General features: G+C 66.6%; 29 protein-coding genes and 1 tRNA gene. 13 read left to right on the top strand and 17 right to left on the bottom strand.

Features of this window, described 5'->3' with window-relative positions; all coding sequences use genetic code 11:
- Window positions 1-10 precede the first annotated feature (10 nt).
- From CLG96_RS09525 to CLG96_RS19320, 3 genes are read right to left on the bottom strand one after another with little or no spacing between them, the layout of a single operon-like run.
- Window positions 11-919: a tyrosine-type recombinase/integrase gene (locus CLG96_RS09525; RefSeq protein WP_107967627.1), complete on the bottom strand. Its 909-nt coding sequence runs from the start codon at window positions 917-919 to the stop codon at window positions 11-13.
- Between the two features lie 8 nt (window positions 920-927).
- The gene (locus tag CLG96_RS09520; RefSeq protein WP_107967626.1) at window positions 928-2,745 is read right to left on the bottom strand and encodes a hypothetical protein; all 1,818 of its coding nucleotides are present in this window, start codon (window positions 2,743-2,745) and stop codon (window positions 928-930) included.
- Window positions 2,729-2,863 (bottom strand): hypothetical protein, encoded by a 135-nt coding sequence (locus tag CLG96_RS19320; protein WP_279330609.1) that lies wholly within the window; start codon window positions 2,861-2,863, stop codon window positions 2,729-2,731. Before CLG96_RS19320 ends, CLG96_RS09520 begins: the two co-directional genes overlap by 17 nt.
- An 89-nt stretch (window positions 2,864-2,952) precedes the next feature.
- On the opposite strand from CLG96_RS19320, the gene CLG96_RS09515 reads away from it, so the two are divergent.
- Window positions 2,953-3,507, top strand: a complete 555-nt coding sequence (locus CLG96_RS09515) for a shikimate kinase (protein ID WP_107967625.1) — start codon at window positions 2,953-2,955, stop codon at window positions 3,505-3,507.
- Complete coding sequence (aroB, locus tag CLG96_RS09510) at window positions 3,504-4,610, top strand: 3-dehydroquinate synthase (RefSeq protein WP_107967624.1); 1,107 nt, start codon at window positions 3,504-3,506, stop codon at window positions 4,608-4,610. The genes CLG96_RS09515 and aroB overlap by 4 nt, the downstream gene beginning before the upstream one ends.
- Before the next feature lie 15 nt (window positions 4,611-4,625).
- Here the strand turns inward: aroB and CLG96_RS09505 are convergent, their stop codons facing one another.
- Window positions 4,626-5,384 (bottom strand): competence/damage-inducible protein A, encoded by a 759-nt coding sequence (locus tag CLG96_RS09505; protein ID WP_107967623.1) that lies wholly within the window; start codon window positions 5,382-5,384, stop codon window positions 4,626-4,628.
- A 66-nt stretch (window positions 5,385-5,450) separates the two neighbouring features.
- Between CLG96_RS09505 and map the strand changes: the two genes are divergently transcribed.
- Window positions 5,451-6,281, top strand: coding sequence for a type I methionyl aminopeptidase (map, locus tag CLG96_RS09500; RefSeq protein ID WP_107967622.1), 831 nt, complete (start codon window positions 5,451-5,453; stop codon window positions 6,279-6,281).
- Window positions 6,282-6,295: 14 nt separating this feature from the next.
- Here the strand turns inward: map and CLG96_RS09495 are convergent, their stop codons facing one another.
- The gene (locus CLG96_RS09495) at window positions 6,296-7,012 is read right to left on the bottom strand and encodes an endonuclease V (RefSeq protein ID WP_107967621.1); all 717 of its coding nucleotides are present in this window, start codon (window positions 7,010-7,012) and stop codon (window positions 6,296-6,298) included.
- Between the two features lie 157 nt (window positions 7,013-7,169).
- Here CLG96_RS09495 and CLG96_RS09490 point away from each other — a divergent pair, with 157 nt between their 5' ends.
- Window positions 7,170-7,508, top strand: coding sequence for a P-II family nitrogen regulator (locus tag CLG96_RS09490; RefSeq protein WP_107967701.1), 339 nt, complete (start codon window positions 7,170-7,172; stop codon window positions 7,506-7,508).
- Between the two features lie 83 nt (window positions 7,509-7,591).
- Window positions 7,592-9,004, top strand: coding sequence for a type I glutamate--ammonia ligase (gene glnA, locus CLG96_RS09485; RefSeq protein WP_107967620.1), 1,413 nt, complete (start codon window positions 7,592-7,594; stop codon window positions 9,002-9,004).
- Between the two features lie 77 nt (window positions 9,005-9,081).
- On the opposite strand, the gene CLG96_RS09480 is transcribed toward glnA, so the two are convergent.
- Complete coding sequence (locus CLG96_RS09480) at window positions 9,082-9,399, bottom strand: antibiotic biosynthesis monooxygenase family protein (RefSeq protein WP_107967700.1); 318 nt, start codon at window positions 9,397-9,399, stop codon at window positions 9,082-9,084.
- Window positions 9,400-9,470: 71 nt separating this feature from the next.
- Here CLG96_RS09480 and CLG96_RS09475 point away from each other — a divergent pair, with 71 nt between their 5' ends.
- The 5 genes from CLG96_RS09475 to CLG96_RS09455 all read left to right on the top strand — a co-directional run bounded on the left by CLG96_RS09475 (window position 9,471) and on the right by CLG96_RS09455 (window position 12,733).
- Window positions 9,471-9,797 (top strand): DUF167 domain-containing protein, encoded by a 327-nt coding sequence (locus tag CLG96_RS09475; protein ID WP_243395718.1) that lies wholly within the window; start codon window positions 9,471-9,473, stop codon window positions 9,795-9,797.
- 57 nt (window positions 9,798-9,854) lie between these two features.
- Window positions 9,855-10,571: a DUF4197 family protein gene (locus CLG96_RS09470; protein WP_243395717.1), complete on the top strand. Its 717-nt coding sequence runs from the start codon at window positions 9,855-9,857 to the stop codon at window positions 10,569-10,571.
- Window positions 10,572-10,575: 4 nt separating this feature from the next.
- Window positions 10,576-10,869: an oligosaccharide flippase family protein gene (locus CLG96_RS09465; RefSeq protein ID WP_480935822.1), complete on the top strand. Its 294-nt coding sequence runs from the start codon at window positions 10,576-10,578 to the stop codon at window positions 10,867-10,869.
- A 206-nt stretch (window positions 10,870-11,075) separates the two neighbouring features.
- Window positions 11,076-11,525 carry an FAD synthase family protein gene (locus tag CLG96_RS09460; RefSeq protein WP_107967618.1) on the top strand — a complete coding sequence of 150 codons (450 nt, stop codon included), beginning with the start codon at window positions 11,076-11,078 and terminating at the stop codon, window positions 11,523-11,525.
- A 17-nt stretch (window positions 11,526-11,542) separates the two neighbouring features.
- The gene (locus CLG96_RS09455; RefSeq protein WP_107967617.1) at window positions 11,543-12,733 is read left to right on the top strand and encodes a CDP-glycerol glycerophosphotransferase family protein; all 1,191 of its coding nucleotides are present in this window, start codon (window positions 11,543-11,545) and stop codon (window positions 12,731-12,733) included.
- 15 nt (window positions 12,734-12,748) lie between these two features.
- Here the strand turns inward: CLG96_RS09455 and metG are convergent, their stop codons facing one another.
- From metG to CLG96_RS09425, 6 genes are read right to left on the bottom strand one after another with little or no spacing between them, the layout of a single operon-like run.
- Window positions 12,749-14,293 (bottom strand): methionine--tRNA ligase, encoded by a 1,545-nt coding sequence (gene metG, locus CLG96_RS09450; RefSeq protein ID WP_107967616.1) that lies wholly within the window; start codon window positions 14,291-14,293, stop codon window positions 12,749-12,751.
- 4 nt (window positions 14,294-14,297) lie between these two features.
- Complete coding sequence (locus CLG96_RS09445) at window positions 14,298-15,287, bottom strand: DNA polymerase III subunit delta' (RefSeq protein WP_107967615.1); 990 nt, start codon at window positions 15,285-15,287, stop codon at window positions 14,298-14,300.
- The gene (tmk, locus tag CLG96_RS09440) at window positions 15,284-15,898 is read right to left on the bottom strand and encodes a dTMP kinase (RefSeq protein ID WP_107967614.1); all 615 of its coding nucleotides are present in this window, start codon (window positions 15,896-15,898) and stop codon (window positions 15,284-15,286) included. The genes CLG96_RS09445 and tmk overlap by 4 nt, the downstream gene beginning before the upstream one ends.
- Window positions 15,895-17,073 (bottom strand): D-alanyl-D-alanine carboxypeptidase family protein, encoded by a 1,179-nt coding sequence (locus CLG96_RS09435; protein ID WP_107967697.1) that lies wholly within the window; start codon window positions 17,071-17,073, stop codon window positions 15,895-15,897. Before CLG96_RS09435 ends, tmk begins: the two co-directional genes overlap by 4 nt.
- 29 nt (window positions 17,074-17,102) lie before the next feature.
- Complete coding sequence (locus CLG96_RS09430; protein WP_107967613.1) at window positions 17,103-17,990, bottom strand: septal ring lytic transglycosylase RlpA family protein; 888 nt, start codon at window positions 17,988-17,990, stop codon at window positions 17,103-17,105.
- Window positions 17,974-19,035: a lytic murein transglycosylase gene (locus CLG96_RS09425; RefSeq protein ID WP_107967696.1), complete on the bottom strand. Its 1,062-nt coding sequence runs from the start codon at window positions 19,033-19,035 to the stop codon at window positions 17,974-17,976. Before CLG96_RS09425 ends, CLG96_RS09430 begins: the two co-directional genes overlap by 17 nt.
- A 117-nt stretch (window positions 19,036-19,152) precedes the next feature.
- Between CLG96_RS09425 and CLG96_RS09420 the strand changes: the two genes are divergently transcribed.
- Window positions 19,153-19,242: transfer RNA gene (locus CLG96_RS09420), tRNA-Ser, on the top strand.
- On the opposite strand, the gene CLG96_RS09415 is transcribed toward CLG96_RS09420, so the two are convergent.
- A complete protein-coding gene (locus tag CLG96_RS09415) occupies window positions 19,210-19,590 on the bottom strand; it encodes a VanZ family protein (protein WP_107967612.1) in 381 nt (126 codons plus the stop codon). The two genes, CLG96_RS09420 and CLG96_RS09415, sit on opposite strands and share 33 nt — an antisense overlap.
- A 136-nt stretch (window positions 19,591-19,726) precedes the next feature.
- Here CLG96_RS09415 and CLG96_RS09410 point away from each other — a divergent pair, with 136 nt between their 5' ends.
- On the top strand, window positions 19,727-20,668 hold the full coding sequence (locus CLG96_RS09410) for an XdhC family protein (protein ID WP_107967611.1): 942 nt from the start codon (window positions 19,727-19,729) through the stop codon (window positions 20,666-20,668).
- Between the two features lie 55 nt (window positions 20,669-20,723).
- Here CLG96_RS09410 and rpmE read toward each other — a convergent pair whose 3' ends face one another.
- Window positions 20,724-20,954, bottom strand: a complete 231-nt coding sequence (rpmE, locus tag CLG96_RS09405) for a 50S ribosomal protein L31 (protein WP_107967695.1) — start codon at window positions 20,952-20,954, stop codon at window positions 20,724-20,726.
- Window positions 20,955-21,056: 102 nt separating this feature from the next.
- On the opposite strand from rpmE, the gene mobA reads away from it, so the two are divergent.
- Window positions 21,057-21,596: a molybdenum cofactor guanylyltransferase gene (gene mobA / locus CLG96_RS09400; protein ID WP_107967610.1), complete on the top strand. Its 540-nt coding sequence runs from the start codon at window positions 21,057-21,059 to the stop codon at window positions 21,594-21,596.
- Window positions 21,597-21,685: 89 nt separating this feature from the next.
- Here the strand turns inward: mobA and fabZ are convergent, their stop codons facing one another.
- The 3 genes from fabZ to bamA are packed head-to-tail and all read right to left on the bottom strand — an operon-like array spanning window position 21,686 to window position 25,376.
- Complete coding sequence (gene fabZ, locus CLG96_RS09395) at window positions 21,686-22,168, bottom strand: 3-hydroxyacyl-ACP dehydratase FabZ (RefSeq protein ID WP_279330605.1); 483 nt, start codon at window positions 22,166-22,168, stop codon at window positions 21,686-21,688.
- A complete protein-coding gene (locus tag CLG96_RS09390) occupies window positions 22,165-22,785 on the bottom strand; it encodes an OmpH family outer membrane protein (RefSeq protein ID WP_107967609.1) in 621 nt (206 codons plus the stop codon). Before CLG96_RS09390 ends, fabZ begins: the two co-directional genes overlap by 4 nt.
- On the bottom strand, window positions 22,785-25,376 hold the full coding sequence (gene bamA / locus CLG96_RS09385) for an outer membrane protein assembly factor BamA (protein WP_243395716.1): 2,592 nt from the start codon (window positions 25,374-25,376) through the stop codon (window positions 22,785-22,787). Before bamA ends, CLG96_RS09390 begins: the two co-directional genes overlap by 1 nt.
- Between the last annotated feature and the right edge of the window lie 70 nt (window positions 25,377-25,446).

The raw sequence follows: 25,446 nt of genomic DNA, 5'->3' as shown, positions 1-25,446 counted from the left end.
ATCGGAGCGCCTAGGGAAGCCGGATCGTTCCGTCAACGGAGCCGTCGGCGAGTGGATGACGCGCATTGACCAGTTCGACGAGCCGGCGGCTGTCGACATGGGTGTAGATTTGCGTCGTCGATATGTCCGCATGGCCAAGCATCGTCTGCAATGCGCGCAGGTCCGCGCCCCCTTCCAGCAGATGGGTGGCGAAGGCGTGGCGCAGCACATGGGGGCTCACCCGCTCGGGCGGCACGCCGGCATCGGCGGCGAGCGCCTTGATGAGTTGATGAAGCCGCACCCGACTGACATGATTCTTCCCCGACGGAAATAGCCAGAGGCTGTCCTCGGGCACCGTCGCCGCCCAGGCCCTGACCGCCACGCGGGCCCGATCGGAGATCGGCACCAGCCGCTCCCGCCCACCCTTGCCGCGCAAAATCAGGAAGGGCTGATCCCGGCGGAAGGCGTGGCGGGGCAGCGACACCAGCTCGGTCGCGCGCAATCCCGATCCGTAGAGCAGCTCGACAAAGGCCGCGAGGCGCAGCGTGGGCGGAGAGGGATCGAGCCCGATCCGCCGCTCAATCTCCGCGAACAGCCGATCGACGTCGCCATGGCCCAATATCTTCGGCAGGGTCCGCGCGGCGCCGGGCCGGGGCAGCGCATCGGAGGGATCGTCCGTCCTATGCCCTTCCTCCGCGAGAAAGGCGAAGAAACGGCGCAACACCGAAGCCTTGCGCGCAACGCTCGATCGGGCGAGCGAGACCCAGTCCTCGCCCAGCTTCACCAGATCATCCTTCGTAGCGGCCGAAAGCCTGCCATCAAGCGTTTCGGACGCGGCGCGCAGGTCCGTGCCATAGGCGATGAGCGTGTTGCGCGCCGCCCCCGCCTCCGCCGCCAGCATCTCAAGGAAGCGCTCGATCAGCGCGATGTCCCCGGACATGAGCGCGGCTATAGTCGCGCCATCGCCTCGGCCGCGATCATCCGCGCCTCACCCTCCAGCCCGACATGACGCAAGGCGCCGATCAGGCGATAGAAGTCGCCGGGCGGCACGCCTTGCCAACGCGGCGTCTGCATCGCCACCGCTGCGAGCAGCGCGACCGTCGCCGGCTGGCCGCGCGATACCGCCTGGTCGAGCGCACGCGTCCAGATCGTCCGGCGGCCGATCGGCACGCCATGCTCCTCCGCCAGGCGGGTGAGATCGGCATTGGAAAGTCGGCCGAGGCCGCCAAGCGCCGCGATCAGCATCTGGGTGCGATACGGCCCCTCCTCGCCTGCCCGGCGCGCAAAGCGATCCACCCGGCCACCGCTCAGATCGACCACCGGCCGCGTGGCGCCCGTCGCGAGCAATGCCCAGGCGCGGTCGCCCGTCGTGCCGTCCGCACGATCGACGATGCGCGCCCAGCGCTCGGCCTGCCAGTCGAGACCGGCCGAGAGCATCGACGCGATCAATGCCGGCGCATCCTCCTCCAGCGCCGCGTCCGGCGTGATGCGGGCTGCGGCGCGGGCGGTAAGGATGGAGGCGGCATAGCGATCGCGCTCGCCCCCCGCGCCGTTCGCCGCCTCGTCCCACAAGGATCTGAGCGCCGTCATGCGTATCGCCTGATCGTCGCCGACATAGGCCTGGCGCAGGCGGCCGGCGGGGCTCTGCGTGTCGAACTCGCCCGTCTCGTCCATCTGCGCGCCATATATGTCGACCAGCGCGGCGCTGGAGAAGACGCCGAGCGCGGCGGCGATTCGGGCGGCCTCCAGCCGGGCGGCGAGCGGGAGCATCGGCGCGCGCGCACGCCACGCCTGAAAATGCGGGCCCGCGCCCGCCATCAGCCGATCAGGCACGGGCACGCCGACGGCGCTCGCCAGGCCGAAGCGCCAGTCGGTGAGGCGATCGACCGGATCCCATTCGAGCTGCACGGCGCGGCGGCTGTTGCTGCCGGCACCGACCACCTTTTCGGCCAACAGATGATCGATCTCGCGCCGGCCGCCGCCGGTCCGCGCCGCCCGCCCGATCAGCGTGCTCGCCACCGCCGTTTCGCCCGACAGGGCCGCGCACATCGCCCGGATCAGCGGCCAGACCGGCCTGTCGCCGACCGTCTCGCCGCCATCGCTCAAGGGGCAGAGCCCCGCCGGATCCGCCGTCGCCAGCGCGGCGCGAATCGCCACCACGCGCAGGCGCGGGCTGAAGCGATCGACATCGACGCCCTGGACGAGCATCCGCGCCCCGTCCGCCTCGCCCAGGCGCAGCAGCAGATTGGCGCGCTCGGCGACCCAGTCCGCCGGCTGCACGCGGCGCGGCGTGGGAACCCGCGTCAGGAGCGCCCGCCGCAACATTATCTCCGCCCAGCGGGATGCGATCGGCGTATCGAGACGGCGCATCAGGATCGACAGGAAACGCCCGTCGGCCGCCCCGAAGGCCGTTGGCCCATAACCGTCAAAAGCGCCGACATAGTCCATCGACCGGCGCGCCCAATCGGGCAGCTCCAGCGGTTCGAGCGGCTCTTCCGCCTCTTCCTCTTCCGGGGCGATGGCTTCGGACAGCAGGGTCGCGAGCGGATCGAGGGTAGGCGCCGGCGCGACAGGGGGAGCCGGCCGCGCGGGAGCGGGAGCAGTGGGCGCCGGCTGCGCCGGGGGTGGAGGCGGCGCGGGCTCGCCGAAACCCGGCGGCAGCAGCGACTCGGGCGCTTCCTGCCCGAAGGCGGGAATCCCGATCGCCGCGGCGCCGGCAAGGAGCAGCGCCGCCGTCAGCGCGAAACGCTTACGGCTTGGCGTCATTCGCGACCGCCTTCTCCACGCGCTTGAGCGGCACTTCCGTATCGATGCTGGTAAGCGCCACGACCCCGCCGACGATCAGGGCGAGCAGGATTATGAGGAGGAGACTGGCACGCGACATCGTCATTCCTTGAACTTCTGCGCCGGACACGCGACCCGACGAGCGGGCTTTTGCCCGAGGCATGCGCCCTGTGTATAGCCCCGCAGATAATGCAGCAAAGCCCTTCCCCGTCTTCCTCCCGACCAGACCGTCCGCTGGACCGCCCTATCGTGCTCATCGGCCTGATGGGCGTCGGCAAGTCGACCGTCGGCAAGCGGCTCGCCGCGCGCCTCCATCTGCCCTTCGTCGATGCCGATCATGAGATAGAGGCCGCCGCCGGCTGCACCATCAGCGAGATTTTCGCCCGCTTCGGCGAGACTCATTTCCGCGACGGGGAACGCCGCGTGATCGCCCGCCTCATCGACGGGCGGCCGAAGGTGATCGCGACGGGCGGCGGCGCCTTCATGAACGAGGAAACGCGCAAGCTGATCCTCGATCGCGCCACGGCGGTATGGCTCGATGCCGATATCGACGTGCTCGCCGAGCGCGTCGGCCGGCGTGGCAGCGGCCGTCCGCTGCTCAAGGACCGCGACCCGCGCGAGGTGCTGCGGGAGCTGGCCGCCGTGCGCAATCCCATCTATGCGCTCGCTCCCATCCATGTCCGCAGCCAGCCGCTGCCGCACGAGGCGGCGGTGGAATCCATTCTGAAGGAACTTCGCGCATGATCCGGATCGACGTCGGCCTCGGCAAGCGCGCCTATCCGATTCTGATCGAGGCGGGCCTGCTCGATCGGGCGGCGGACCTGCTCGGTGCGTTCGCGCGCGACGGGCGGCTCGTCGTGGTGACGGACGAGCGGGTCGCGGCCACGCAACTGCCGCGCCTTGCCGCTGGTCTCGATGGAATCGCGATCGAGCCGATCGTGCTGCCGGCGGGCGAATCCACCAAGAGCTGGGCAGAGCTCGAAGCGCTCACCGATCGGCTGCTCGAGCTCGGCGTCGAGCGCAGCGACCATATCGTGGCGCTGGGCGGCGGCGTGATCGGCGATCTGGTGGGCTTTGCCGCGGCGATCGTGAAGCGCGGCTGCAAATTCGTGCAGGTGCCGACCACCCTGCTCGCCCAGGTCGATTCCTCGGTGGGCGGCAAGACGGCGATCAACAGCAAGGCGGGCAAGAATCTGATCGGCGCCTTCCATCAGCCGAGCCTGGTGCTGATCGATCCGACGACGCTCGACACGCTGCCCCCGCGCGAGATCCGGGCGGGCTATGCAGAGGTCGTCAAATATGGGCTGATCGACGATCCGGACTTTTTCGACTGGTGCGAAGCCAATGGCGCGGCGTTGCTCGCGGGAGATAGCGACGCGCGACTCCATGCCATAGCGCATAGCGTCGCCGCCAAGGCGCGCACCGTCGCCGCCGACGAGCGCGAAACGACAGGCCGGCGCGCGCTGCTCAATCTGGGCCATACATTCGGCCATGCGCTGGAAGCGGATACAGGCTTTTCCGATCGGCTGCTCCATGGCGAGGCGGTCGCGGCGGGCATGGCGCTCGCCTTCCGCTTCTCGGTGCGGCAGGGACTGTGCGATGCGGACGATGCGGCACGGGTGACGCGCCATCTGGAAGAGGTGGGGCTGCCGACGACGCTCGGAGCGGCCGGGGTCAGCGCCTCGGGTGAGAAGCTCGTTACCTATATGGAGCATGACAAGAAGATGGAGGGTGGGCGCCTGCCCTTCCTGCTCGCGCGGGGGATCGGGCGGACCTTCCTCGACCGGACGGTGGAGCTGGCCGAGGTCGCGGCCTTCCTCGACGAGGAATGGCTGGTTGAGGCCTAAGCACCCGAAACTGCTTTAGATTCCGCCGTCCACCGGATCATGGCCGAGCGCGCCCAGCCGGGTAGCGAGATCGGCGGCACAGGCGGCCAGCGCCGCCTCGTCGGTCGAGCGTATCACGAAATTGGCGCCGACCGTGCCGTCGCGGAAGAAAGGATAGCTGCCGATCTGGCAACCGTCATGATCCCGCTCGGTGGCGCAGAGCATGTCGGCCACCTCGCTTTCGGCTACCCAGCAGCCGATGGTACGCGAGACGAGCGGCAGGCCGCCCTCAAGCTGGCCTGAAAGCGCATCGAGCATCGATCCGGCGATATGCGGCACGCCGGCGAGGATCATGATGTTGCCGATGCGAATGCCGGGCGCGCCGGACATGCGATTCTCGATCAGTTCCGCCCCGTCCGGCACGCGCGCCATGCGCAGCCGCGCCTCGGTCAGCCCGCCGCGCGTTTCATAATAGGCCTCCAGCGCGGCGCGGGCACGGGGATGCACCACCACCTCCACGCCCAGCGCGGCCGCGATCGCATCGACGGTGATGTCGTCATGCGTGGGGCCGATGCCGCCCGTCGTGATGAGATAGTCATTGGCGGCACGGAGCTCCGTCACCGCCCGGCCGATCGCCTCCATCCGATCGGGCACGACACGCACCTCGGCCAGGCGGATCCCCTGCAGGTTCAGCCACAGCGCCACCTGCGCGATATTCCGATCCTGCGTGCGGCCGGACAATATCTCGTCGCCGATCACCAGCAGCGCGGCCGTCCAGATGCGGGGCGTTGTCATTGCCGCTCGCCATAGCGCGGGCCGCGGCCGCTCGCAAAGCCGGACAGGCATTGCTATATGGTCCACATGACCGATTATCAGACCATCGCCGACGGCGACGTCGTGGAACGCACCGGCGCGATCAAGCTTCATGGGCCGGAGGGCTTTGCCGGCATGCGCGCGGCGGGCCGGCTGGCGGCCGAAATACTCGACGCGCTCGTGCCCCATGTCGTGCCGGGCGTGGAAACGGCCGAGCTCGACCGGATCGTCTATGACATGACGATCGCGGGCGGTGCCGTTCCCGCGACGATGAACTATCGCGGCTATACGCATAGCTGCTGCATCAGCGTGAACCATGTCGTGTGCCACGGAATCCCTTCCTCGCGCACGCTGAAGGAAGGCGATATTGTCAATATCGACGTGACGCCGCTGCTGGGCGGCTGGCATGGCGATACGAGCCGCATGTATCTGGTGGGCGACGTGCCGATCAAGGCGCGCCGGCTGGTGGACGTCACCTATGAATGCCTGATGCGCGGCATCGAGCAGGCGAAGCCCGGCAACCGGCTGGGCGACATTTCCCATGCGATCCAGAGCTTCGCCGAGAAGCATCGTTACGGCGTAGTGCGCGATTTCTGCGGCCATGGGCTCGGCCGCTTGTTCCACGACGCGCCCGAGGTGGTGCATGTCGGCCGCCCCGGTACCGGCCCGGAACTGCGCCCGGGCATGTTCTTCACGATCGAGCCGATGATCAATATCGGCCGGCCGGACGTGAAGATGCTCGACGACGGCTGGACCGCCGTGACGCGCGACCGTTCGCTTTCCGCCCAGTTCGAACATTCGATCGGCATCACCGAGACCGGCTGCGAGATCTTCACGCTGAGCCCGAAGGGACTGCACGCGCCACCTTATAGCGGCTGAGACATGCCCTCCCCTCATCCCTCCGAAGGCAGGGATGAGGATGCTGCTGCCCGTCGCGCAGCGTTCGCGGCGTCGTGCGCGAGGCGGATCGGGAGGGGCAGGCGCCGGCCCTCGCTGAGCCTCAATGCCCAGTCCACAGCGGTTTCCAGCGACAGGCGGTGGCCGATGCTGACGAAGATCGGGCCTCCGCGTGGCGAAGTCCTAAGCGCGATCGCGACCTCTTCGCCCCGATGAACCACCGGCGCGCGATCGCCGGCCCTTGGCCCCACCTCCCCCTCGATCGAACCGCATAGCAGGCTCTTGGCGATACCGATGGTGGGCATGTCGAGCAGCACGCCGATCTGCGTCGCCACGCCGCAGCGGCGTGGATGGCTGCGCCCCTGCCCATCGACGAGCAGCAGGTCCGGCTTGTCCACGAGCCCCTCCCACGCCGCCAGAACGGCGGGCGCCTCGCGGAAGCCGAGATAGCCGGGCACATAGGGAAAGCGCGGGATGCGCGTCGCGGTGGCGGCAGGCTCGATCCGCCGTTCCGGCCAGAGGATCGGTGCCACCGCGGCATGGATCGGGCCCCGGGAATCGCGCCATTTCATCGACACATCGGCACCCGCGATCCGGCCCACGACTCCGAGCCGATCCTTCGTTTCGCAGGCGGCGGCGATCTCATGCTGGATCTTCGTCGCCGCCGCGAGGCTGGGTGGTTCCAACCAGTGCAAATTATGCCTATCATTCATGCAAATGCACTTTTTATTGCTGATATTTTGGGCATTTCGTCACAATCTGCCATGCTTGCCCCACCGATCCTTGCGTAGCGACGCGCGGCACGCTTATTGGAAGCGCGCGGATGCGGTTCGGGCCCTCGCGGGCGCCTGGACGGGGAGGCATGAGCACGTGAAGAAGATCGAAGCCATCATCAAACCATTCAAGCTGGACGAGGTGAAGGAAGCGCTGCACGAAGTGGGCGTATCCGGCATCACCGTCACCGAAGCCAAGGGCTTCGGCCGGCAGAAGGGCCATACCGAACTGTATCGCGGCGCCGAATATGTCGTCGATTTCCTGCCCAAGGTGAAGCTGGAGGTCGTCGTCGACGACATGCTGGCGGAGCGCGTGATCGAGGCGATCGCCTCCGCCGCGCAGACCGGGCGCATCGGCGACGGCAAGATTTTCGTCCTGCCCGTGGAAGGCGCGGTGCGGATCCGCACGGGCGAACGGGACGCGGACGCGATCTGATCGCTGCACGCGAAGGAATGACTCGGGCGCCCGTCCGGTTGCCCGCTCTCTTCAGTGGAATTTTCTAGGGGAAGGCGAACACCATGGCCAACACGGCTTCTGACGTTCTCAAGCTGATCAAGGAAAAGGAGATTGAGTGGGTCGATCTCCGCTTCACGGATCCCAAGGGCAAGTGGCAGCATCTGACGATGTGCCAGAATGTCGTCGGCGAAGATGAGCTGACCGACGGCTTCATGTTCGACGGTTCCTCGATCGAAGGCTGGAAGGCCATCAACGAATCCGACATGATCCTGAAGCCGGATCTGGACGCGGTCTATGTCGATCCCTTCTCGGCGACCCCGATGCTGATCCTGGTCTGCGACATCGTCGAGCCTTCGACCGGCGAGCTTTATGGCCGCGATCCGCGCTCGACCGCCAAGCGCGCCGAAGCCTATGTGAAGTCGCTTGGCATCGGCGACACCGTCTATGTCGGCCCCGAGGCCGAATTCTTCATGTTCGATGACGTGAAGTTCGAGACGAGCTATTCCACCAGCTATTACAAGATCGACGACATCGAGCTGCCGACCAACACCGGCCGCGACTATGACGGCGGCAATCTGGGCCACCGCCCGCGCGCCAAGGGCGGCTATTTCCCGGTCGCCCCGGTCGACAGCGCGGTCGACATCCGCGGCGAGATGGTCTCCACCATGCTGGAGATGGGCCTGCCGATGGACAAGCATCATCATGAGGTGGCGGCAGCACAGCATGAGCTGGGCCTCACCTTCGGCACGCTGGTGACGACCGCGGACCGGATGCAGGTCTATAAATATGTCGTCCATCAGGTCGCCAACGCCTATGGCAAGACGGCGACCTTCATGCCCAAGCCGATCAAGGAAGATAATGGCTCGGGCATGCACACCCACCTGTCGATCTGGAACGAGGGCAATCCGCTCTTCGCCGGCAACGGCTATGCGGGCCTGTCCGATCTCGCCCTCTATTTCATCGGCGGCATCATCAAGCATGCCAAGGCGATCAACGCCTTCACCAACCCGTCGACCAACAGCTACAAGCGGCTGGTTCCGGGTTATGAGGCGCCGGTGCTGCTCGCTTATTCGGCGCGCAACCGCTCGGCCTCCTGCCGCATCCCCTATGGCGCGGGCGCCAAGGCCAAGCGCGTCGAGGTCCGTTTCCCGGATGCGACCGCCAACCCCTATCTCGCTTATTCGGCGCTGCTGATGGCCGGCCTCGACGGCATCGAGAACAAGATCCATCCCGGCGAGGCGATGGACAAGAATCTCTATGACCTGCCGCCGGAAGAGCTGAAGCAGGTTCCGACCGTCTGCGCGTCGCTGCGCGAGGCGCTCGAGAATCTCGACGCGAACCGCACCTTCCTGACCAAGGGCGGCGTGTTCACCGACGATCAGATCGATGCCTATATCGAGCTGAAATATGCCGAAGTCGCCCGCTGGGAGATGACCCCGAGCCCGGTCGAGTTCGACATGTATTACAGCGCCTGATCGCATCCACGCGAAACAGGTAAAGGGAGGCCCTCGTCGAGCGATCGGCGGGGGCCTTTGCCTTTCATTCCGCTGCATCAGCGGCGCAGCAGGTCATCAGTGACGGTCATGGCGAAGATGGGAGCGTTGCCGGGGGGCACCTCCGCGACGGCATCGACGAACATCGCCCGCGCCTCCGGATCGTCATAGACCATCTTGGCGTCGAACGCCCGCTGCCACGTCGCCTCGTCCGGCCATTCGGCATAGCCCACGAAGCGGCCGTCCCGATCGCGATGCAGGCGCGACCCGAAGCTGCCATAGATTTCGGTGATCCGCGCGGTGCCGCGACGCCATGCCTCGCGAAACTGATCTTCCTTGCCGGGATGGACGCGCCACCAATAGACTGCGACGAACATGCTGTTCTCCCGCACGGCGCGACGCACGAGGCGCCGGGACGTTCCGTGGGCTTCATGGTGAAAGGATCGGAATGATGGACGGCGGGCAGCCCTTCAGCCGGGACGAAGGGGGCGTGCGGCTGGCGCTGCGCCTGACGCCGCGCGCCGGACGAAACGGCCTGGACGGGGTGATGGCGGGCGCGGACGGGCGGCCGGCGCTGCATGTCCGCCTCGCCGCCCCGCCGGTCGACGGGGCCGCCAACAAGGCGCTGATCGCCTTCCTTGCTGAAGCGCTCGGCATGCGGAAGGGCGATATCAGCATCCTGTCCGGCGAGACGGCGCGGATGAAGCTCGTCCGGCTCGCAGGCGACGGGGACCGGATCGCCGCACGCCTGACCGCGTGGATCGCAAGCGGCTGAGGATCGCAGCCCCGTTCATCGCCGGTTCCGGCAACGAGGCCGATGAGGCGTCGCCACATGGATGAGAGGGCCGGCATGGACAGGATCGATCGACGGCAACTTCTGGGGCTGGCCGCGCTGCTGCCGCTTGCGGGGCTGGCGGGCTGCGCGACGGGGCTTGGCGGATATGGGCTGGAGGAAGGCGTGCGCCGGCTGCTCACCCTCTCCTCGCAGCGCGCCTTCGGCCGCCTGCTCCAGCCCGGCGGCTTCTATGATGACGAGCTTGCCCGGCTGGCCGTGCCCGATGCACTGGGCGGGCGGATCGGCAGCGGCCGGGCAGGCGCGGTGCTGGGCGCGGTGATGGGGAGCGCGCCGGTGCGGCGCGAGCTTGCCATCGCGCTCAACGATGTCGCCGGAGAGGCGGCAGCACGGGCAGCGCCGGTCGTGACCGATGCGATCCGGACGATGAGCTTCGCCGACGCGGTGCATGTGCTGCGCGGCGGCCCGCATGCCGCGACCGACCTGCTGCAGGACCGGATCGGCGATGCGCTGGTGGAAGCGCTGGTGCCCGAAATCGGCACGGCATTGCGTTCGGACACGGCGGACGTGCTCGCGACCGCGCTCGCGGCAGCGACGGGGATCGACTATCGGGCGCTCTATCAGGGCCTCGCGAGCCAGGCGGCCAGCGGCATATTCCGCGCGATCGGCCGGGAAGAGGCGATCATCCGCGACGATCCGGCCGCGACGCGCGATCCGGTGCTGATCGCGCTGCTCGGCGCGGGAGGGCGGCCGTAACGATATCCCCTGGCGGATATCGATCGGCTCCCTTCACAGTCCCTCCGCACCCATCCGCCGCGTGGCGGACATGCTGGCCTTTGGCGGGCAGGTGACGATATCCGGCCTGTTCGACTATTTCCGACGCAATCTCGACACTATGTTGATCGGGCGCATGTGGGGCGGCGAAATGCCGGGCCGCGATGGCTGCGTCTACAAGCCGCCGATGCGCCGCTGCTGGTCGTCCCCATGCTCGGCCGGACGCTCGATCTCATTCGTTCCGCTGCCGCAACAAAGCGACGAACCGCCCCTTCCATAAGCTGATCCGGTCCTGCCCGACCGTTAGCGTCACCCGGGCTTGTCTGCCGATAGTTTTGCTACGCCGAAATCCGGCTGAACCCATAACCAGATTGTAACGTTACAGTAACCTGGTTGAAAAGATTCTGGACAGTCAAGAAAGCTTTCAACCAGAGGGAGAACGCTCAGAGGGGCCTTCACCATCCATACTGACTCTGGAGGCAAGGCATGGACAGCGTAGTTGTCTATGTAAGCGGTGTATTCGACCTCTTCCACCGAGGACATGTCGAACTTCTACGCCGTGCAAGGAAATATGGAACACATCTAGTCGTTGGAGTGAACAGCGATCTGATCACGTCGCGTTACAAGCGCAAGCCTTTCTTTTCCGAAGACGATCGGTTGGCGATCGTACGAAGCTGCAAATATGTCGATCTCGCCTTCATCGCCACCAGCCTGAACCTGCGCAACTACATCGTCGAACATGGCGTGAAGAAGATCGTCCATGGTGATGATTGGGAACATCATAGCTATCTTCGGCAGATCGGGCTCGATGAAGCCTTCATCGAGCGCCGTGAGATCGAGATGATCTATCTGCCTTATTGGAACGGCATCAGCACGTCCCAGATCATCGAGCGCGTCGCCCGCCCGACGAGCGACATGCGGGAGATCCGGGCCTAATCCGCAGGAGCCGCACCATGAAACATCTTCGCGAATATAAATCCGCCTGGCTGATCAAAGCCAAGACGCTGATCCGCCCGACGATCAACGCGATCGTGACCTTGCTGGACCGACTGGTGCCGGACAAGCCGCGTCGCGTGATCTTCGGCGCCGATGGGGGACACCGCTTCGCGGACAATCCGCGCCGGCTGTTCGAACATATGGTGCGAAGCGGCGAATGGGATCCCTATTGGGTCACGAAGTCCCGCCACGCGCTGAACGAGATCAATGCGCTCTATCCGGGGCGGGGCCTGTGGTGGCTGAGCTTGCGCACGCTGCTCATCGGCCTGCAATCGCCTCTGCGCGTCATTTCGCAATCGCGGGCGGACATATTGCCGATCGGCTTTTCGAACCGGAAGAGGATCATCCATCTTACGCATGGCACGCCGTTCAAGACGATGGGCCTGGCGACGCCGACCGCCAATCCGGCCTATATCGCGCGGGAAAATTCGACCTTCCTGCACATGATCGCCTGTTCCGACTATGCGGCGGGGCTGTGGCGCGAAGCCTATGGCTATCCCGCGAACGACATTCTCACGCTCGGCATGCCGCGAAACGACCTGCTGTTCGAATCCGATGCCGCGCTCATCGACAAGCACCCCTTCCTCAAGGCGAAGCTGATCCTCTATGCGCCCACCTATCGCGACTGGGCGCCGCTCGACCGGCTGCTGCCCGTCGGGCAAGCAGGGCTGGGACGGCTGATCGCGCTCTTGGAGGCGCATGACGCCTATCTGCTGATCCGGCCGCATTATTTCGAGATGCAATCGGCGGACGAGGCGATCGCCCGGGCGGGATCGGAGCGGATCATCAACGCCGGCGCGACCCTGTTCCCCGACATCAACCCGATATTGCGGCATACCGACATATTGGTGACGGACTATTCGTCCATCTATCTCGATTTCCTGCTGCTCGACCGGCCGGTGATATTCCTCCCCGCCGATCTCGACCGCTATATCGCCGAGCGCGGGCTGATGCTCGATTATGACAGCTTCACCGCGGGCACGAAGGCGCTGGACGAGGAGGCGTTTCTGGATGCGCTCGCGCTGGAACTGGAGGGGCGCGACCCCTTCGCGCCGGCGCGCGCGAAGATGGCCGAGCTGTTCCATCGCTTCCACGACGGAAATTCCAGCGCGCGCATCACGCGCCACCTCGAGCGGATCGCGGGCTGAGCCGGATCCCGCCCGTCAGGCGGGATCGACCCAGCGCGGGAAGACGCCCTGCGGCGGCGGCAACGGCAGGCCAGGAACGAGCGGCGTGCCGAGAGCGGCGAAATCGCGCGCATCCGCGCCCTGCCCAAGCTGATCGAGCAGCTTGGCGGTGCTTTCCGGGATCGCCCAGCTCGCCAGGATGGCGAGACGGCGGACCGCCTCGGCAGTATGATAGAGGATGGTATCGGCGCGCGCCGGATCGGTCTTGCGGACCGTCCAGGGCGCTTCGCGGGCGATATATTCGTTCGCGATCGACAGGCCTTCCCATGCCGAGGCCAGCGCCTGATCGATGCGCGGGAAGCCGGGCGTGCCGTCCATATGCTCGCGGCACTGGGCAATGCGGCTGTCGAGCGCCGCGCGGAACTCGACTTCCGCTGCCGTCTCCGGGCCGGGCGTGGGAACGACGCCGCCGCAATTCTTCGCGATCATCGACAAAGAACGCTGGGCGAGATTACCAAAATTATTGGCGAGATCCGCATTCGAGCGGGTGACGATCGCCTCATGGCTATAGCTGCCGTCCTGGCCGAAGCTCACCTCGCGCAGCAGGAAATAGCGAAGTTGATCGACGCCATAGGTGCGCGCCATCTCGATCGGATCGACGACATTGCCGACCGACTTGGACATCTTCTCGCCCCGGTTGAGCAGGAAGCCATGGCCGAAAACCGTCTTGGGCAGCGGCAGGCCGGCGGACATCAGAAAGGCGGGCCAATAAACGGTGTGGAAGCGGACGATATCCTTGCCGATGATATGGAGATCGGCGGGCCAATATTTGTCGAAGCCCGCCTGATCGTCGGGATAGCCGATGCCCGTCAGATAGTTGGTCAGCGCATCGACCCAGACATACATCACATGGCCCGGGCTGTCCGGCACCGCCACGCCCCAATCGAAGCTGGTGCGCGAGATTGAAAGGTCGGACAGACCGCCTTTCACGAAGCTCAATATCTCGTTGCGGCGGCTTTCGGGGCGGATGAAATCGGGATTGGCCTCATAATGAGCGAGCAGCCGGTCCGCGAAGGCGGAAAGGCGGAAGAACCAGCTTTCCTCCACCGTCCATTCGACCGGCGTATTCTGGGGCGACAGCTTCTGGCCGTCCGCCCCCTCGATCAGTTCCTTCTCGTCGTAAAAAGCCTCGTCACGGACCGAGTACCAGCCTTCATAGCGGCCGAGATAGATGTCGCCATTGGCGACCATCGCGCGCCACAGGGCCTGGCTCGCCGCATGATGCGCGGGTTCGGTGGTGCGGATGAAGCGATCATGGGAGATGTTGAGAACCTCGTCCATCTCCTGGAAATAGGAGGACATCTCATCCGCGAGCGCGCGCGGCTCGATGCCCCGCTTGCGCGCTGTCTGCGCCATCTTCAGCCCATGCTCGTCGGTGCCGGTGAGGAAGAAGACGTCGCGGCCGGCAAGGCGCTGGTAGCGCGCGATCGCATCGGTCGCGATCACCTCATAGGCATGGCCGATATGCGGCCGACCATTGGGGTAGCTGATGGCGGTGGTGATGTAGAAGGGCTTGGACATGCGCTCAGGCTTTAGCGGGCGCGGGCTCCGGGGCAAGCCTCGCGAGCAAGCCAGCCAGCTCGAATACCGTCGCCTGCGGATCGAGCGAGAGGCGGACGGCGCCATCGGCAAGGCCGCGCGCCTCCTCCCACAGCGCGATTGCGCGGGCGAGCGCGGGGCCCGACAAGCGGTGCGCTTGCGCGGCGATGCGGGCGGGCGCGCGCTCCAGGAAAATCTCGTAGCGGGGCTGCGCCGCCTTGAGCGACAGCGCCCGAGCAAGCGCCACGCGCTCGGCATTGGTGGGATCACCATGCGCGATCAGCCGCTCCATTGCCGCATCGAGCCCGGCCACGTCGAGCCCGGCGAAGCGCAGCGCCGTGCCCGGGGCGCCGCCCGCGATCGAGACGAGCGCGCCTATCTCCGCCTCCTCCGCCTCGGGCAGCGCCTCGCGCAGCACGGCGGCGGTATCGGCCGCGTCGAGCGGAGAGAAACGGAGCAGGCGGCAGCGCGAGCGGATGGTGGGGAGCAGCCGGCCGGGCGCGTGGCTCACCAGCAGGAACAGCGTATCGGCGGGCGGCTCCTCCAGATTCTTGAGGAGCGCGTTGGCGGCGGGCCGTTCCAGATCATCGATCGCATCGATGATGACCACGCGGCGTGGCGACAGGCTGGGCGTGGTGGCGAACAACGCCTGGAGCGCGCGGACCTGCGCAATGCTGATCGAACGGGCAAGCTCCTCCGACTTGTCCTTGGCCAGCCGCTCCAGCCGGCGCAGATCGGGATGCGAGCCCGCCGCGACCAGCTTCGCGATCGGATGATCCGCCGGCACATCGAGCCCGGGCGCCTGGACCGGCGGACCGGCCGATTCGGCGAGAAGGCGCAGCGCCGCGGCATCGGCAAACCGCGCCTTGCCGATCCCCTGCGGTCCGGCAAGCAGCCAGGCATGGTGCAGCCGGCCGGAGCGCGCCGCGTCGAGAAAGGCGGTAACGAGCGGGCGATGGCCGTGAAGCGCGGTCATGCCAGCGCCGCGAGCAGGCGCGCAGTGACGCTTTCCGCATCTCCGCTGGCATCAACGATGCGGAAACGGCCGGGATCGGCCTCGGCGAGCGCGCGGAAGGCCTGCGCCACACGCGCATGATAGGCGGCGTCGCGCGCGCCGATGCGGTCCGCGCCATCGCCATCGCGCTTGGCGGCGCGGACAGCCGCCTGATCGGCGGGCAGCGTCAGGAGCAGCGTGCGATCGGGCAGGAAGCCGTTGCTACCAACATTGTGAAGCGCACGGATCGCCTCCTGCCCCAGCCCGTCGGCACCGCCCTGATAGGCGAGCGAACTGTCGAGAAAGCGATCGCAGACGACCCATTTTCCTGCCGCGAGCGCGGGGCGGATCGTCTTTTCGACATGATCGGCGCGCGCGGCGGCGAAGAGCAGCGCCTCCGCCCCTGGCCCCCAGCGATCGGCGCCGCCTTCGAGCAGCAGCGCGCGGATCGCCTCCGCGCCCGGGCTGCCGCCGGGCTCGCGCGTCTCGACCACCTCATGACCTTGCGCGCGGAGCGCTTCGGCGAGGCGCCGCGCCTGGGTGGACTTGCCGACGCCCTCGCCGCCCTCAAGCGTTATGAAACGACCGCTCACGCAAGCCCGAACAACCAGCGGATGCCCGCCATCAGCCGATCGAAGAAGCCCGCTTCCTCCACATCGGTGGCGGCGACCAGCGGCAGTGTCTGCGGCGGCGAATCGGCGGTCTTCACGACCAGATCGGCGATATGCTGGCCGGCCTTGATCGGCGCCTTGATCGGACCGTTATAGACGACCGACATCTTCATGTCCGATCCCATGCCGGCGGGCACGGTGACGGTGAGGTTACGCGGCGCCACGAGGCCGACCTCGCGCTTGTCGCCGAGCTGGACCTCGGCGGTCTGCACCTGCTTGCCCTTGGCGAAGAGCGGCTTGGCCGTCCAGGCACGGAAGCCCCAGTTCATGAAGGCGACCGACTGCTCGATCCGCTGGTTGAACGAGGTGAGGCCCGCCAGCACCATGACGAGGCGGCGCCCACCCTGCTCGGCCGATCCGGTGAAGCCATAGCCGGCCTCTTCCGTATGACCCGTCTTGAGCCCGTCCGCGCCGGCGACGCGACCGAGCAGCGGATCGCGATTGGCCTGGGTGATCGCCTCGCCCGAGCCCAACGTCTTGCCCCAGGTGAATTGGCGGCGGCTGTAGAAGGTCTTGTAGAGATCGGGGAACTTCTCGATCGTCGCCTGGGCGAGCGTCGCAAGGTCGCGCGCGGTGACATAGGTGACGCCGGCATCGGGCCAACCGTTCGAATTGCCGAAATGGCTGTTCTTCATGCCAAGCTCGGCCGCGCGCCGGTTCATCAGCGCGGCGAAGGCGGGCTCGGTGCCCGAAATATGCTCGGCCAGCACGACGCAGGCATCATTGCCCGAAAGCGTGACGATGCCGAACAGTAGATTGGCGACGCTGACCTGCTCGCCGGGCGAGAGGAACATGGTGGAGCCCGCCGCCGGGCCATGCCATTGGCGCCACGTCTCGGGCCGCACGGTGACCATCTGATCGAGTTTGAGCTCGCCCTTCTTGATCAGATCGAAGGCGACATAGACCGTCATCATCTTCGCCATCGAGGCGGGCGGCATGCGGCGATCGGCATCCTTGGAAAAAAGGATGGCGTCGGAGGAAAGATCCTTCAGGAAGGCGACGGGTGCCGGCGTATCGAAGGGGGGCGCTGCAGCCATGCCGGGCGCGGCGACGAGCAGCGACGCCCCGACCATCGAGGCGGCGAAACGGATACGCATCATCGAATGTCTTTCCATCTAAGCGATTCTCAGGAGCCGGGACGGACCAGCCTCGCCCCCTGATAGCCGCGCGATCCGAGCTGCGCCAGCATCAGCGCGGCGGAAGATTCGTCCTCAAAAGGCCCGAGCCGCACACGATAAAGCCCGCCTACCGGCTGGACCGTTCCACCCAGCTCGGCCGCCAGCCGCTCGGCGCGGGAAAGCTCGCCATAAGCGCCGATCTGGACATACCAGGCGGTGGCGATCGCGGGCGTCGGCGCGATGGCGGGCCGCGGCTGCGGATCCGCCGCACGCACCGCCAGCCGCGCCCGGGCCTCCGCCAGCTCGGCCGGGCCGGCGTCGGGCAGCGGGGCGGCCATGCGGCCCGATCTGAGCGCGAGCCGCTCGGCCTCGCCCGGAAAGATACGGCGGACGCGGACGGGCCCGGTGCCGGCCTTGTCGATGCCGAGCATCCCGGCCGCGCGGCGCGAAAGATCGATGATCCGATTGGGCACGAAGGGGCCGCGATCATTGACGCGGACGAGGATGCGCCGCCCCGTCCGGAGCGACGTCACCTCGACATAGGAAGGCAAGGGCAGCGTCTTGTGCGCTGCGCCGACCATGTCCATGTCGTAGCGCTCGCCATTGGCGGTCTGCCCCCCATGGAAATCCGATCCGTACCAGGAAGCGATACCGACCTCGTCATAATCGGCATCGTCCGCCGGATAGTACCAGATACCGAGCACCTGATAGGGCTTGCCGACCTTGACCGGCGCATCGGGCACGGGCCCGCGCGACGGGCGCGGCTGAGCCCCCTTGGGCGGTCGGGGCGTGGAGACGCAGGCGGCAAGAAGCAGCGCCAGGGCAAGCGACGCCCAGCCCCGCCCCCTTCCCGCCGCCGGGAAGACGGCCGGGGCCGCCTCAGCGTGCGACGGCATCGGCGAGCAGGCCGACCGACAGCGCGTAGAAGTTCGAGCAATTATAATCGAGGATCGCGCGATAATTGCTCGACAGCAGATAGGCGGTCTCGCCCGGGCCGTCGGGCTCGATCAGGCTGGCCAGTTCCGTATCGGCCGGCACGGAGCTGCCGGCGGGCACGACACCCAGGCGGCGCCATTCGGCGATGCTGAGCCAGCGGCTGTGCCGCTGATGGACGCGCGGGCAGCGCGGCGAGGTGACGAGCGGCTTCACCGCCTCGCGATCCAACCCCGACGGCACGACCGCAGCGACGCCCCAGGGCACGTTCGGCTTCCAGCCGGCGTTGATCAGATAATTGCCGATCGAGGCGAGCGCATCCGCCTCGTTGCTCCAGATATCGACCTTGCTGTCGCCATCGCCATCGACCGCGAGGCGGAGATACATGCTGGGCAGGAATTGCGGATAGCCGGTGGCACCGGCCCAGCTTCCCTTGAGCGTGGAACGGGGAATGCCGCGTTCGAGCAGCTTCAGCGTAGCGATGAACTCGTCCGTGAAGAGCGCGCGGCGGCGCCCCTCATAAGCCAGGCTGGCGAGCGCGCGGAGCAGATCGAAATCGCCGGCGAAGGTGCCATAGCCCGTCTCATGGCCGTAAATCGCCATCATGATCGATTCGGGCACGCCGGTGCGCGCCTCGATCGCGGCAAGACGCGGGCGCAGATCCTGATAACGGCGGCGTCCGCGCCCGATGCGATCGGCATCGACATGCTTGACCCGATAAGGCTCGAACCGCGCGATGGCGGCCGAGGGGCTGCTGGTCGGCGTGCCGCCCGGCTGGGCGCGATCGAGCTCGATCACGCGAGAATTGAAGCTGAGCGTGGGGATCACCGCATCGAAGGTGGCGGCGCTCACCCCGGCCGCGAGCGCGCGGGGGCGCAGTCCATCGAGAAAGGCGCGGAAGGCGGCATCCTGCCCCGGCAGGACCTGGACCACCGCCTGCGCGGGCGCGCGCGACAGGGGCGTCAGGGCCGAAGCGGCAAACAGGATGGCGGCAAAGAGGAGACGCATGTGGAAAAACCCTTCCTCCACATTCTCTGCCATAGTAGCGGGCCCGCGCAAATCCCGATCCGTCGCGGCAACGGCACGGTTGCACGCCGGGGCCATTCGGGGATAAGCGGCCCCACCGGATGGGTGGCCGAGTGGTTTAAGGCAGCGGTCTTGAAAACCGCCGTGGGTGCAAGCTCACCGTGGGTTCGAATCCCACCCCATCCGCCACCGGCCGAGCCATGCCACGATCGGCCGCGCCACGAGCAGCGCGGCAAAGAGGGCGATCATATCCGCCACCCAATCCCAGACGCTCGAATCGCGATGGATCAGCGGGACCATCTGGCTGAATTCGATCAGCGCGCCGAACAGACCGAGCGCGCCGATCACATAACGCACCGGAAAGCGGGGATAGCCGAGCCGGAAGAGCAAGGTGATGGTGAAGAAGGCGAGCATATGTTGCGCCTTGTCCCATCCCAGCACCTTGGGCGCTTCGTCTTCCGGCATGATCGACAGCATATAGGCGCCGCCTATGGCCAGCCAGCAGGCGACGGCGAAGAAGCGATGGATACGCGTCATGACCCCATCATCCCCTTTTCGGCACAGAATGTCGAGCTTCGCATGTGCAGCATGAGATGGATAGCTAATCATTGCCTGCCCGCGCGTCCCATGCCAACGAGCCGAACCTCCCCCTTTTCTCGACGAGACGAAGCCGATGACGCAGGCCGCGGAACAAAAAGGTGAACTGGATCGGCTGATCGCGACAGCGCATGCCTGGCGCGGCGCGAGACTCGCGCTGGCGACGGTGATCGCGACATGGGGATCGGCCCCCAGGCCGCGCGGCAGCCATATGCTGGTGCATGAGGATGGCCGGTTCGAGGGATCGGTCTCGGGCGGCTGCGTCGAGGGCGAAGTGCTGCATGCGGCGGCGGAAGCGATCGCGACCGGCCGGAGCCGGCGGCTGGACTTTGGCGTGGCCAATGACACGGCCTGGGAAGTGGGCCTGCCCTGCGGCGGCGAGATAGCAATCTACGTCCAACCCGTATCGACGGAAGGATTTCCTGCGGAACTGTTCGACGCGATCGCCGCCGCCCGGGTCGAGGGACGTGCCTTTTCCATCACCACGGACCTCGCAACCGGCCGCAGCGAGGCGGGGGAGACGGCGGGCGAGACGCGCTTCGTCAACCGCTATCAGCCGCCACGCCGGCTGCTGATCGTGGGCGCGGTGCAGATCGCGCAGTCGCTGGCGCAGTTCGCACGGGCAATCGACGTGGCGCCGACGCTGATCGATCCGCGCGACCGATTCCTGACCGAGGAACGCTTCCCCGGCATGGCACGCGACGATCGCTGGCCGGACGAGGCGATCGCCGCGCTCAAGCCCGACGAGGCGACGGCGGTGGTGACGCTGAGCCACGACATCAAGATAGACGATCCGGCGCTGATCGCAGCGCTCAATTCGCCGGCAGCCTATGTGGCCGCGCTGGGATCGCGCAAGAGCCATGCCGCGCGGCTGGAGCGGCTGAAGGCGGCGGGGCTGAGCGAGGAACAGCTCGCCCGGTTGGATGCGCCGGCGGGGCTGGCGATCGGGGCGCAGGGGCCGGCCGAGATCGCGCTATCGATCGCGGCGGGCATGGTGAAGGCGCTGCGGGCGGGATGACCGCCCCGCCCTCTCGCCACCCCGGCCGAGCCGGGATGGCGGATGCGGCAGATATTTACTTCTTGCCGAGCGTGAGGCCGCCGAAGCGCTTGTTGAAGCGCGCGACCTGGCCACCCGCGTCGAGCAGGGTCGACTTGCCGCCGGTCCAGGCCGGATGCACGGTCGGATCGATGTCGAGCAGAAGCGTGTCGCCCTCGCTGCCATAAGTGGAGCGGGTCTCGAACACGGTGCCGTTCGTCATCTGGACCTTGATCATGTGATAATCGGGGTGGATATTCTTCTTCATGGCGGCGTTGCTCCATTGCATGGCTGGTTTCCGACCAGCCCGGAAAGCGGAGCGCGGCCTTTACGCGGATGAGACCTGAATGACAAGCCGGGCGGCCCCGAGATGAGCGTGCTGGGCGCGATCTTCGCCGGCGGTGAGGCGCGCCGTTTCGGCAGCGACAAGGCAAGCGCGGAGATTCTTGGCGTGAAGCTGCTCGATCGGGTCGCGGCGCGGCTGCGCGCGCAGAGCGACGCCGTGATCGTCGTCGGGCGGGAATGGCCTGGGCTGTGCTGCGCGCCCGACATTCCTCGGCCGGGCATGGGGCCGCTGGGCGCGCTCGCGGGCGCGCTCGCCTTCGCGCGCGAGGCGGGATTCGACCGGGTGCTGACCAGCGGATGCGACCTGCCCGACCTGCCGCTCGATCTGATCGAACAGCTCGCGCCCGGCCCGGCGGTGGCGGAGGGGCAGCCGCTGCTGGGGCTGTGGCCGTCCGACATGGGGGGGCTACTGAAAGACTATCTGGAGAGCGGCGGCGATCTGGCGATGCGGAGCTGGATTGCGCAAGCGGGGGTACGGCGCGTGATGCTGTCGGCGAGCCCGAGCAATATCAATACGCCGGAGGAGCTGGCGGCCTTTCTGGCCGATGATCGGATGGGTGATTAGGCCGGCTGCTGCCTATATGGCCGCGCTCAGGGTAAGCGCTGTCGGCCCATTATTCCCTCATCCCTGCCGAGGCAGGGATGAGGATTAGGTTAAGTCGAAGGCGGATCGGCGATCATCGCGGTGAAGCTCGCCTCGGCAGCGACCTTGCCGTCGATCAGGGCGCGGCCGGCGAATTTGCAGACCTTCGCGCGCTTCTGGACGAATTCCACCTCGAGCCGGAGCAGCACGCCGGGCTCGACCGGGCTGCGAAACTTCGCCTCCTCGATCGCCATGAAATAGACGAGCTTGCCCGTGCCCGCGAGCCCGAGCGATTCCACCGCGAGGACGCCGGCGGCCTGCGCCAGCGCCTCGACGATCAGCACGCCCGGCATGATCGGGCGGCCGGGGAAATGACCCTGGAAGAAGCCCTCGTTGATCGTCACCGCCTTGATTGCGGCGATCGACCGGTCGGGGATCAACTCCTCGACGCGATCGACCAGCAGCATCGGATAGCGATGCGGCAGCGCCGCCATCACCCGCTTAATATCAAGCGGGCCGATGGAGGCGGCCGCCGGAACTTCCGTATCGCTCACCGGCCGGTCGGCTTGGCCGGGGTGGCGGCGGCAGGGGCGGCGCCCGCCTTGGCCTGGCCCGGCTGCCAATTGGCCGGCGGGGTGATCGACACCGTCTTCACCTGGGCGTTGAGCTGGGAGACGATGTCGGCCGTGAGATCACCGGCCGGCAGCGCGAGCAGCACAGCTTCCGGGCGGACGAGCAGCGAGACATTCTTCGCGGCCATGGCGGCGCGGACGGCGGGCTCGACCTTGTCGGCAACCTGCTCCTGCGCATAGGCGGACGGGCGGCCGAAGGGGGCGGCAAGACCGGCCAGCTCGCGCTGCGCAGCCTGCTCGCGCGTGCGATAGGCGGTCACCTTCTGCTGCAGCGTCGCCGGCGGGGTCGCCGAATTGGCCTGAAGCGTCTGGATCTCGCGCTGGAGCGGCTGGAGCTCAGCGGCGAGCGCCTGCTGGCGCGCGTTGAACGCGTCGATCTGCGCCTTGTACTGCGTCTGGATCTGCGTCTGCGCCGCCTTCATCGCGGCGGACTGCTCGACCGCGGCACCCAGATCTGCGGTGGCGACCTGCGCCTGGGCAGCAGCAGGAATCGCGACGAACGCCGCGGCGGCGACCGCCGCCTTGAGGAGAATCTTCATCAGAATTGGGTTCCTACGTTGAAGGTGAAGAGCTTGGTGTCATCGCCGCGTTGCTTGACCAGCGCCTTGGCGACGTCGATCCGGAACGGACCGAAGGGCGAATTCCAGTTGACGCCGAAGCCCACCGAGACGCGCGGCTTAGGCGTATCGCCGAGGAAACGCTCGGAGAAGGGCGCGATCGTGCTCGCGACAAGATTTCCCGTCGGACAGACCGGAAGGCCATTTGAGACGTTCGGGATCGTGGTGATGCTGTTGTCCGCCTGAAGACACTGGGCCATGCCGGCCGAATTCAGGATCGGGATGGTCTGCGTCGTCCGCTGATCGGTCAGGACCGGGCGGGTAACGCCGAAGACAGCGCCTGCATCGACGAAGAGCGACGGACGAAGGCCGAGCTCGCGCGCGCCACTGCCGAGCGGCAGCTCAAGTTCGGCACGGCCGAGATAATAAGCCCGGCCGCCCAGCGCATCGTCGACGCGCTGATTCTGATCCGTGATGAGATTGCCGTCGGCGTCATAGGAAAAGCGCTGGACGCGCGGGCCCACGCCACGAATAGCGAAACCTCGAATCTGCGGCTCGCCGAGGAAGAAGCGATCGGTGAGGCGCACCTTGTCGACGCCCTCGCCGCGGCTCTTTTCGAGCGAATGAATATAGCCGCCCTCGGCGCCGAGCGAGAAGATAAAGCCAGAGCCCAGGCCCCAATATTTGCGCGCATTGGCCGTCGTGCGCAGATATTTGACGCTGCCGCCGAGGCCCGCAAAATCCTGGCTGAACAGGATGCGGTGGCCCGCGCTCGGCCGGAGCCGGTTGTTCAGATTGTCGAAGGACAGCGAATAGCCGACCGAGGAGGTGGTGCGCTGGCCGATCGCATCGCAGAGATAGCGGCCCGCGAGCAGCGGCGAACATTGGCCGTTCAGATAGAATGTATTCCGATCGAGCGACACGTCATCATAGCTAAGGCCGTAACGCAGCGCGAGGCTGACATATTCGGTGAGCGGCACGCCCGCGCGGATCTGGAAGCCCGTCGTGGTCTGCTCATAGGTGGTGTTGCGGTCGTTGCCGTTGATATAGTTGAACGAATTATAGTCGCGGCGGAATATGTCGCCGCCGATCGCGATATTTTTGTCGAACAGATAGGGCTCGGTGAAGCCCAGATTCACCGACTTGGAATAAGTGGAATAATCCGCGCTGGCGCGCAGCTCCTGCCCCTTGCCCATGAAGTTGCGCTGGGTGATGGCGAGATTGACGATGAACCGCTCGAGGCTGGAGAAGCCCGCCGACACCTGCAGCTCGCCGGTCGATTTTTCCTCGACATTGGCTTCGAGGATCACCTTGTCCGGCGCCGAGCCCGGCTTCTGCTCGATCTCCAGCTTGTCCTGGAAGAAGCCGAGCGACTGGATGCGGTCGCGCGAGCGCTTGACGCGGAAGCCGTTGAAGGCATCGCCCTCGGCCAGACGGAATTCGCGGCGGATCACCTTGTCGCGGGTGATGGTGTTGCCATTGATGTCGATCCGCTCGACATAGACGCGCGGCGCATCGGCGACCTTATAGGTCACCGACATGGTGCGCTTATCCTTGTCGCGCTCGAAATTGGGGCGGACGTCGGCGAAGGCATAGCCCAGCACGCCGGCCGTCTCGGTCATGGCGTCGACCGTGTCCTCGACCAGCTTGGCATTGTACCAGTCGCCGCTCTTCATCTGCAGCAGATATTTGAGCGTCTCGGGCTTCAGGTCGCGAATGTCGCTGTCGATATCGACATCGCCGAATTTGTAGCGCTCGCCCTCCTCGACCACATAGGTGATGATGAAGTCGCGCTTGTCGGGCGTCAGCTCGGCGACGGCCGAGACAACGCGGAAATCGGCATAGCCTTCCGTCAGATAGAATTGGCGCAGCTTCTGCTGGTCGTAGGAGAGGCGATCGGGATCATAGCTGGTGCCCGAGGAGAAGATCTTGGTGATCCCGGCTTCCTTGGTCGCCATCTCGCCGCGCAGCCGGCCGTCCGAATATTTCTCGTTGCCGATGATGTTGATCTTGCGGACCTTGGACTTGGCGCCCTCGCTGATCTCGAACACGATATCGACGCGGTTCTGATCGAGCTGGACCATCTTCGGCTCGACCGTCGCGGCGAAGCGCCCCTGGCGGCGATAGAGCTCGATGATGCGGGCAACGTCCGCGCGCGCCTTGGAACGGGTGAAGATCTGGCGCGGGGCGAGCTTGATCTCGGGCCGGATCTTGTCTTCCTTCAGCCGCTTATTGCCTTCCAGAACGATGCGGTTGATGACCGGATTCTCGCGCACCTGGATGACGATGTTGCCGGTGTCGGCACCCGCGATCTGGACATCGGCGAACAGCTCGGTGGCGTAGAGATCCTTCAGCGCCTGATCGAGCGATTCCTGCGTATAGGGCTCGCCCGCACGAAGCTTCACATAGGAGCGCACCGTATCGGGCTCGAGCCGCTGCGCGCCCGTCACATTCAGCGAGCGGATCACGCCTGCGCCCGGAACAGCCGGTTGCGGCGCGGCCGGCGCAGGCTGCGCCTGCTGGGCAAAGGCGGGAGCGCCACCGAGGATGGTGCCGAGAAGGAGGGCGGACATCAGCCGCGTTCCGTTGATGGTCGTCCCACCAGTCGTCTTACTAGCCGTCACGCAATCCCGCCCTTCACTC

The sequence above is a fragment of the Sphingomonas oleivorans genome, from assembly GCF_003050615.1.
In the GTDB taxonomy this organism is placed as follows: domain Bacteria; phylum Pseudomonadota; class Alphaproteobacteria; order Sphingomonadales; family Sphingomonadaceae; genus Sphingomonas_H; species Sphingomonas_H oleivorans.
Note: the sequence above shows the minus strand (reverse complement) of the source record. Positions and strands in the feature narration are given on the sequence as shown.

Coding starts and splice junctions, on each gene's coding strand:
- CLG96_RS09390 (WP_107967609.1), bottom strand. CDS start 22,785: ATGAAGATTCTCCTCAAGGCGGCGGTCGCCGCCGCGGCGTTCGTCGCG.
- CLG96_RS09470 (WP_243395717.1), top strand. CDS start 9,855: ATGGATGAGAGGGCCGGCATGGACAGGATCGATCGACGGCAACTTCTG.
- CLG96_RS09515 (WP_107967625.1), top strand. CDS start 2,953: ATGCAGCAAAGCCCTTCCCCGTCTTCCTCCCGACCAGACCGTCCGCTG.
- CLG96_RS09460 (WP_107967618.1), top strand. CDS start 11,076: ATGGACAGCGTAGTTGTCTATGTAAGCGGTGTATTCGACCTCTTCCAC.
- mobA (WP_107967610.1), top strand. CDS start 21,057: ATGAGCGTGCTGGGCGCGATCTTCGCCGGCGGTGAGGCGCGCCGTTTC.
- CLG96_RS09455 (WP_107967617.1), top strand. CDS start 11,543: ATGAAACATCTTCGCGAATATAAATCCGCCTGGCTGATCAAAGCCAAG.
- rpmE (WP_107967695.1), bottom strand. CDS start 20,954: ATGAAGAAGAATATCCACCCCGATTATCACATGATCAAGGTCCAGATG.
- CLG96_RS09475 (WP_243395718.1), top strand. CDS start 9,471: ATGATGGACGGCGGGCAGCCCTTCAGCCGGGACGAAGGGGGCGTGCGG.
- CLG96_RS09415 (WP_107967612.1), bottom strand. CDS start 19,590: ATGACGCGTATCCATCGCTTCTTCGCCGTCGCCTGCTGGCTGGCCATA.
- CLG96_RS09495 (WP_107967621.1), bottom strand. CDS start 7,012: ATGAATGATAGGCATAATTTGCACTGGTTGGAACCACCCAGCCTCGCG.
- CLG96_RS09505 (WP_107967623.1), bottom strand. CDS start 5,384: ATGACAACGCCCCGCATCTGGACGGCCGCGCTGCTGGTGATCGGCGAC.
- CLG96_RS09525 (WP_107967627.1), bottom strand. CDS start 919: ATGTCCGGGGACATCGCGCTGATCGAGCGCTTCCTTGAGATGCTGGCG.
- CLG96_RS09425 (WP_107967696.1), bottom strand. CDS start 19,035: ATGCGTCTCCTCTTTGCCGCCATCCTGTTTGCCGCTTCGGCCCTGACG.
- CLG96_RS09445 (WP_107967615.1), bottom strand. CDS start 15,287: ATGACCGCGCTTCACGGCCATCGCCCGCTCGTTACCGCCTTTCTCGAC.
- CLG96_RS09435 (WP_107967697.1), bottom strand. CDS start 17,073: ATGCGTATCCGTTTCGCCGCCTCGATGGTCGGGGCGTCGCTGCTCGTC.
- glnA (WP_107967620.1), top strand. CDS start 7,592: ATGGCCAACACGGCTTCTGACGTTCTCAAGCTGATCAAGGAAAAGGAG.
- bamA (WP_243395716.1), bottom strand. CDS start 25,376: ATGTCCGCCCTCCTTCTCGGCACCATCCTCGGTGGCGCTCCCGCCTTT.
- CLG96_RS09430 (WP_107967613.1), bottom strand. CDS start 17,990: ATGCCGTCGCACGCTGAGGCGGCCCCGGCCGTCTTCCCGGCGGCGGGA.
- aroB (WP_107967624.1), top strand. CDS start 3,504: ATGATCCGGATCGACGTCGGCCTCGGCAAGCGCGCCTATCCGATTCTG.
- CLG96_RS19320 (WP_279330609.1), bottom strand. CDS start 2,863: ATGTCGCGTGCCAGTCTCCTCCTCATAATCCTGCTCGCCCTGATCGTC.
- CLG96_RS09480 (WP_107967700.1), bottom strand. CDS start 9,399: ATGTTCGTCGCAGTCTATTGGTGGCGCGTCCATCCCGGCAAGGAAGAT.
- CLG96_RS09520 (WP_107967626.1), bottom strand. CDS start 2,745: ATGACGCCAAGCCGTAAGCGTTTCGCGCTGACGGCGGCGCTGCTCCTT.
- map (WP_107967622.1), top strand. CDS start 5,451: ATGACCGATTATCAGACCATCGCCGACGGCGACGTCGTGGAACGCACC.
- CLG96_RS09410 (WP_107967611.1), top strand. CDS start 19,727: ATGACGCAGGCCGCGGAACAAAAAGGTGAACTGGATCGGCTGATCGCG.
- metG (WP_107967616.1), bottom strand. CDS start 14,293: ATGTCCAAGCCCTTCTACATCACCACCGCCATCAGCTACCCCAATGGT.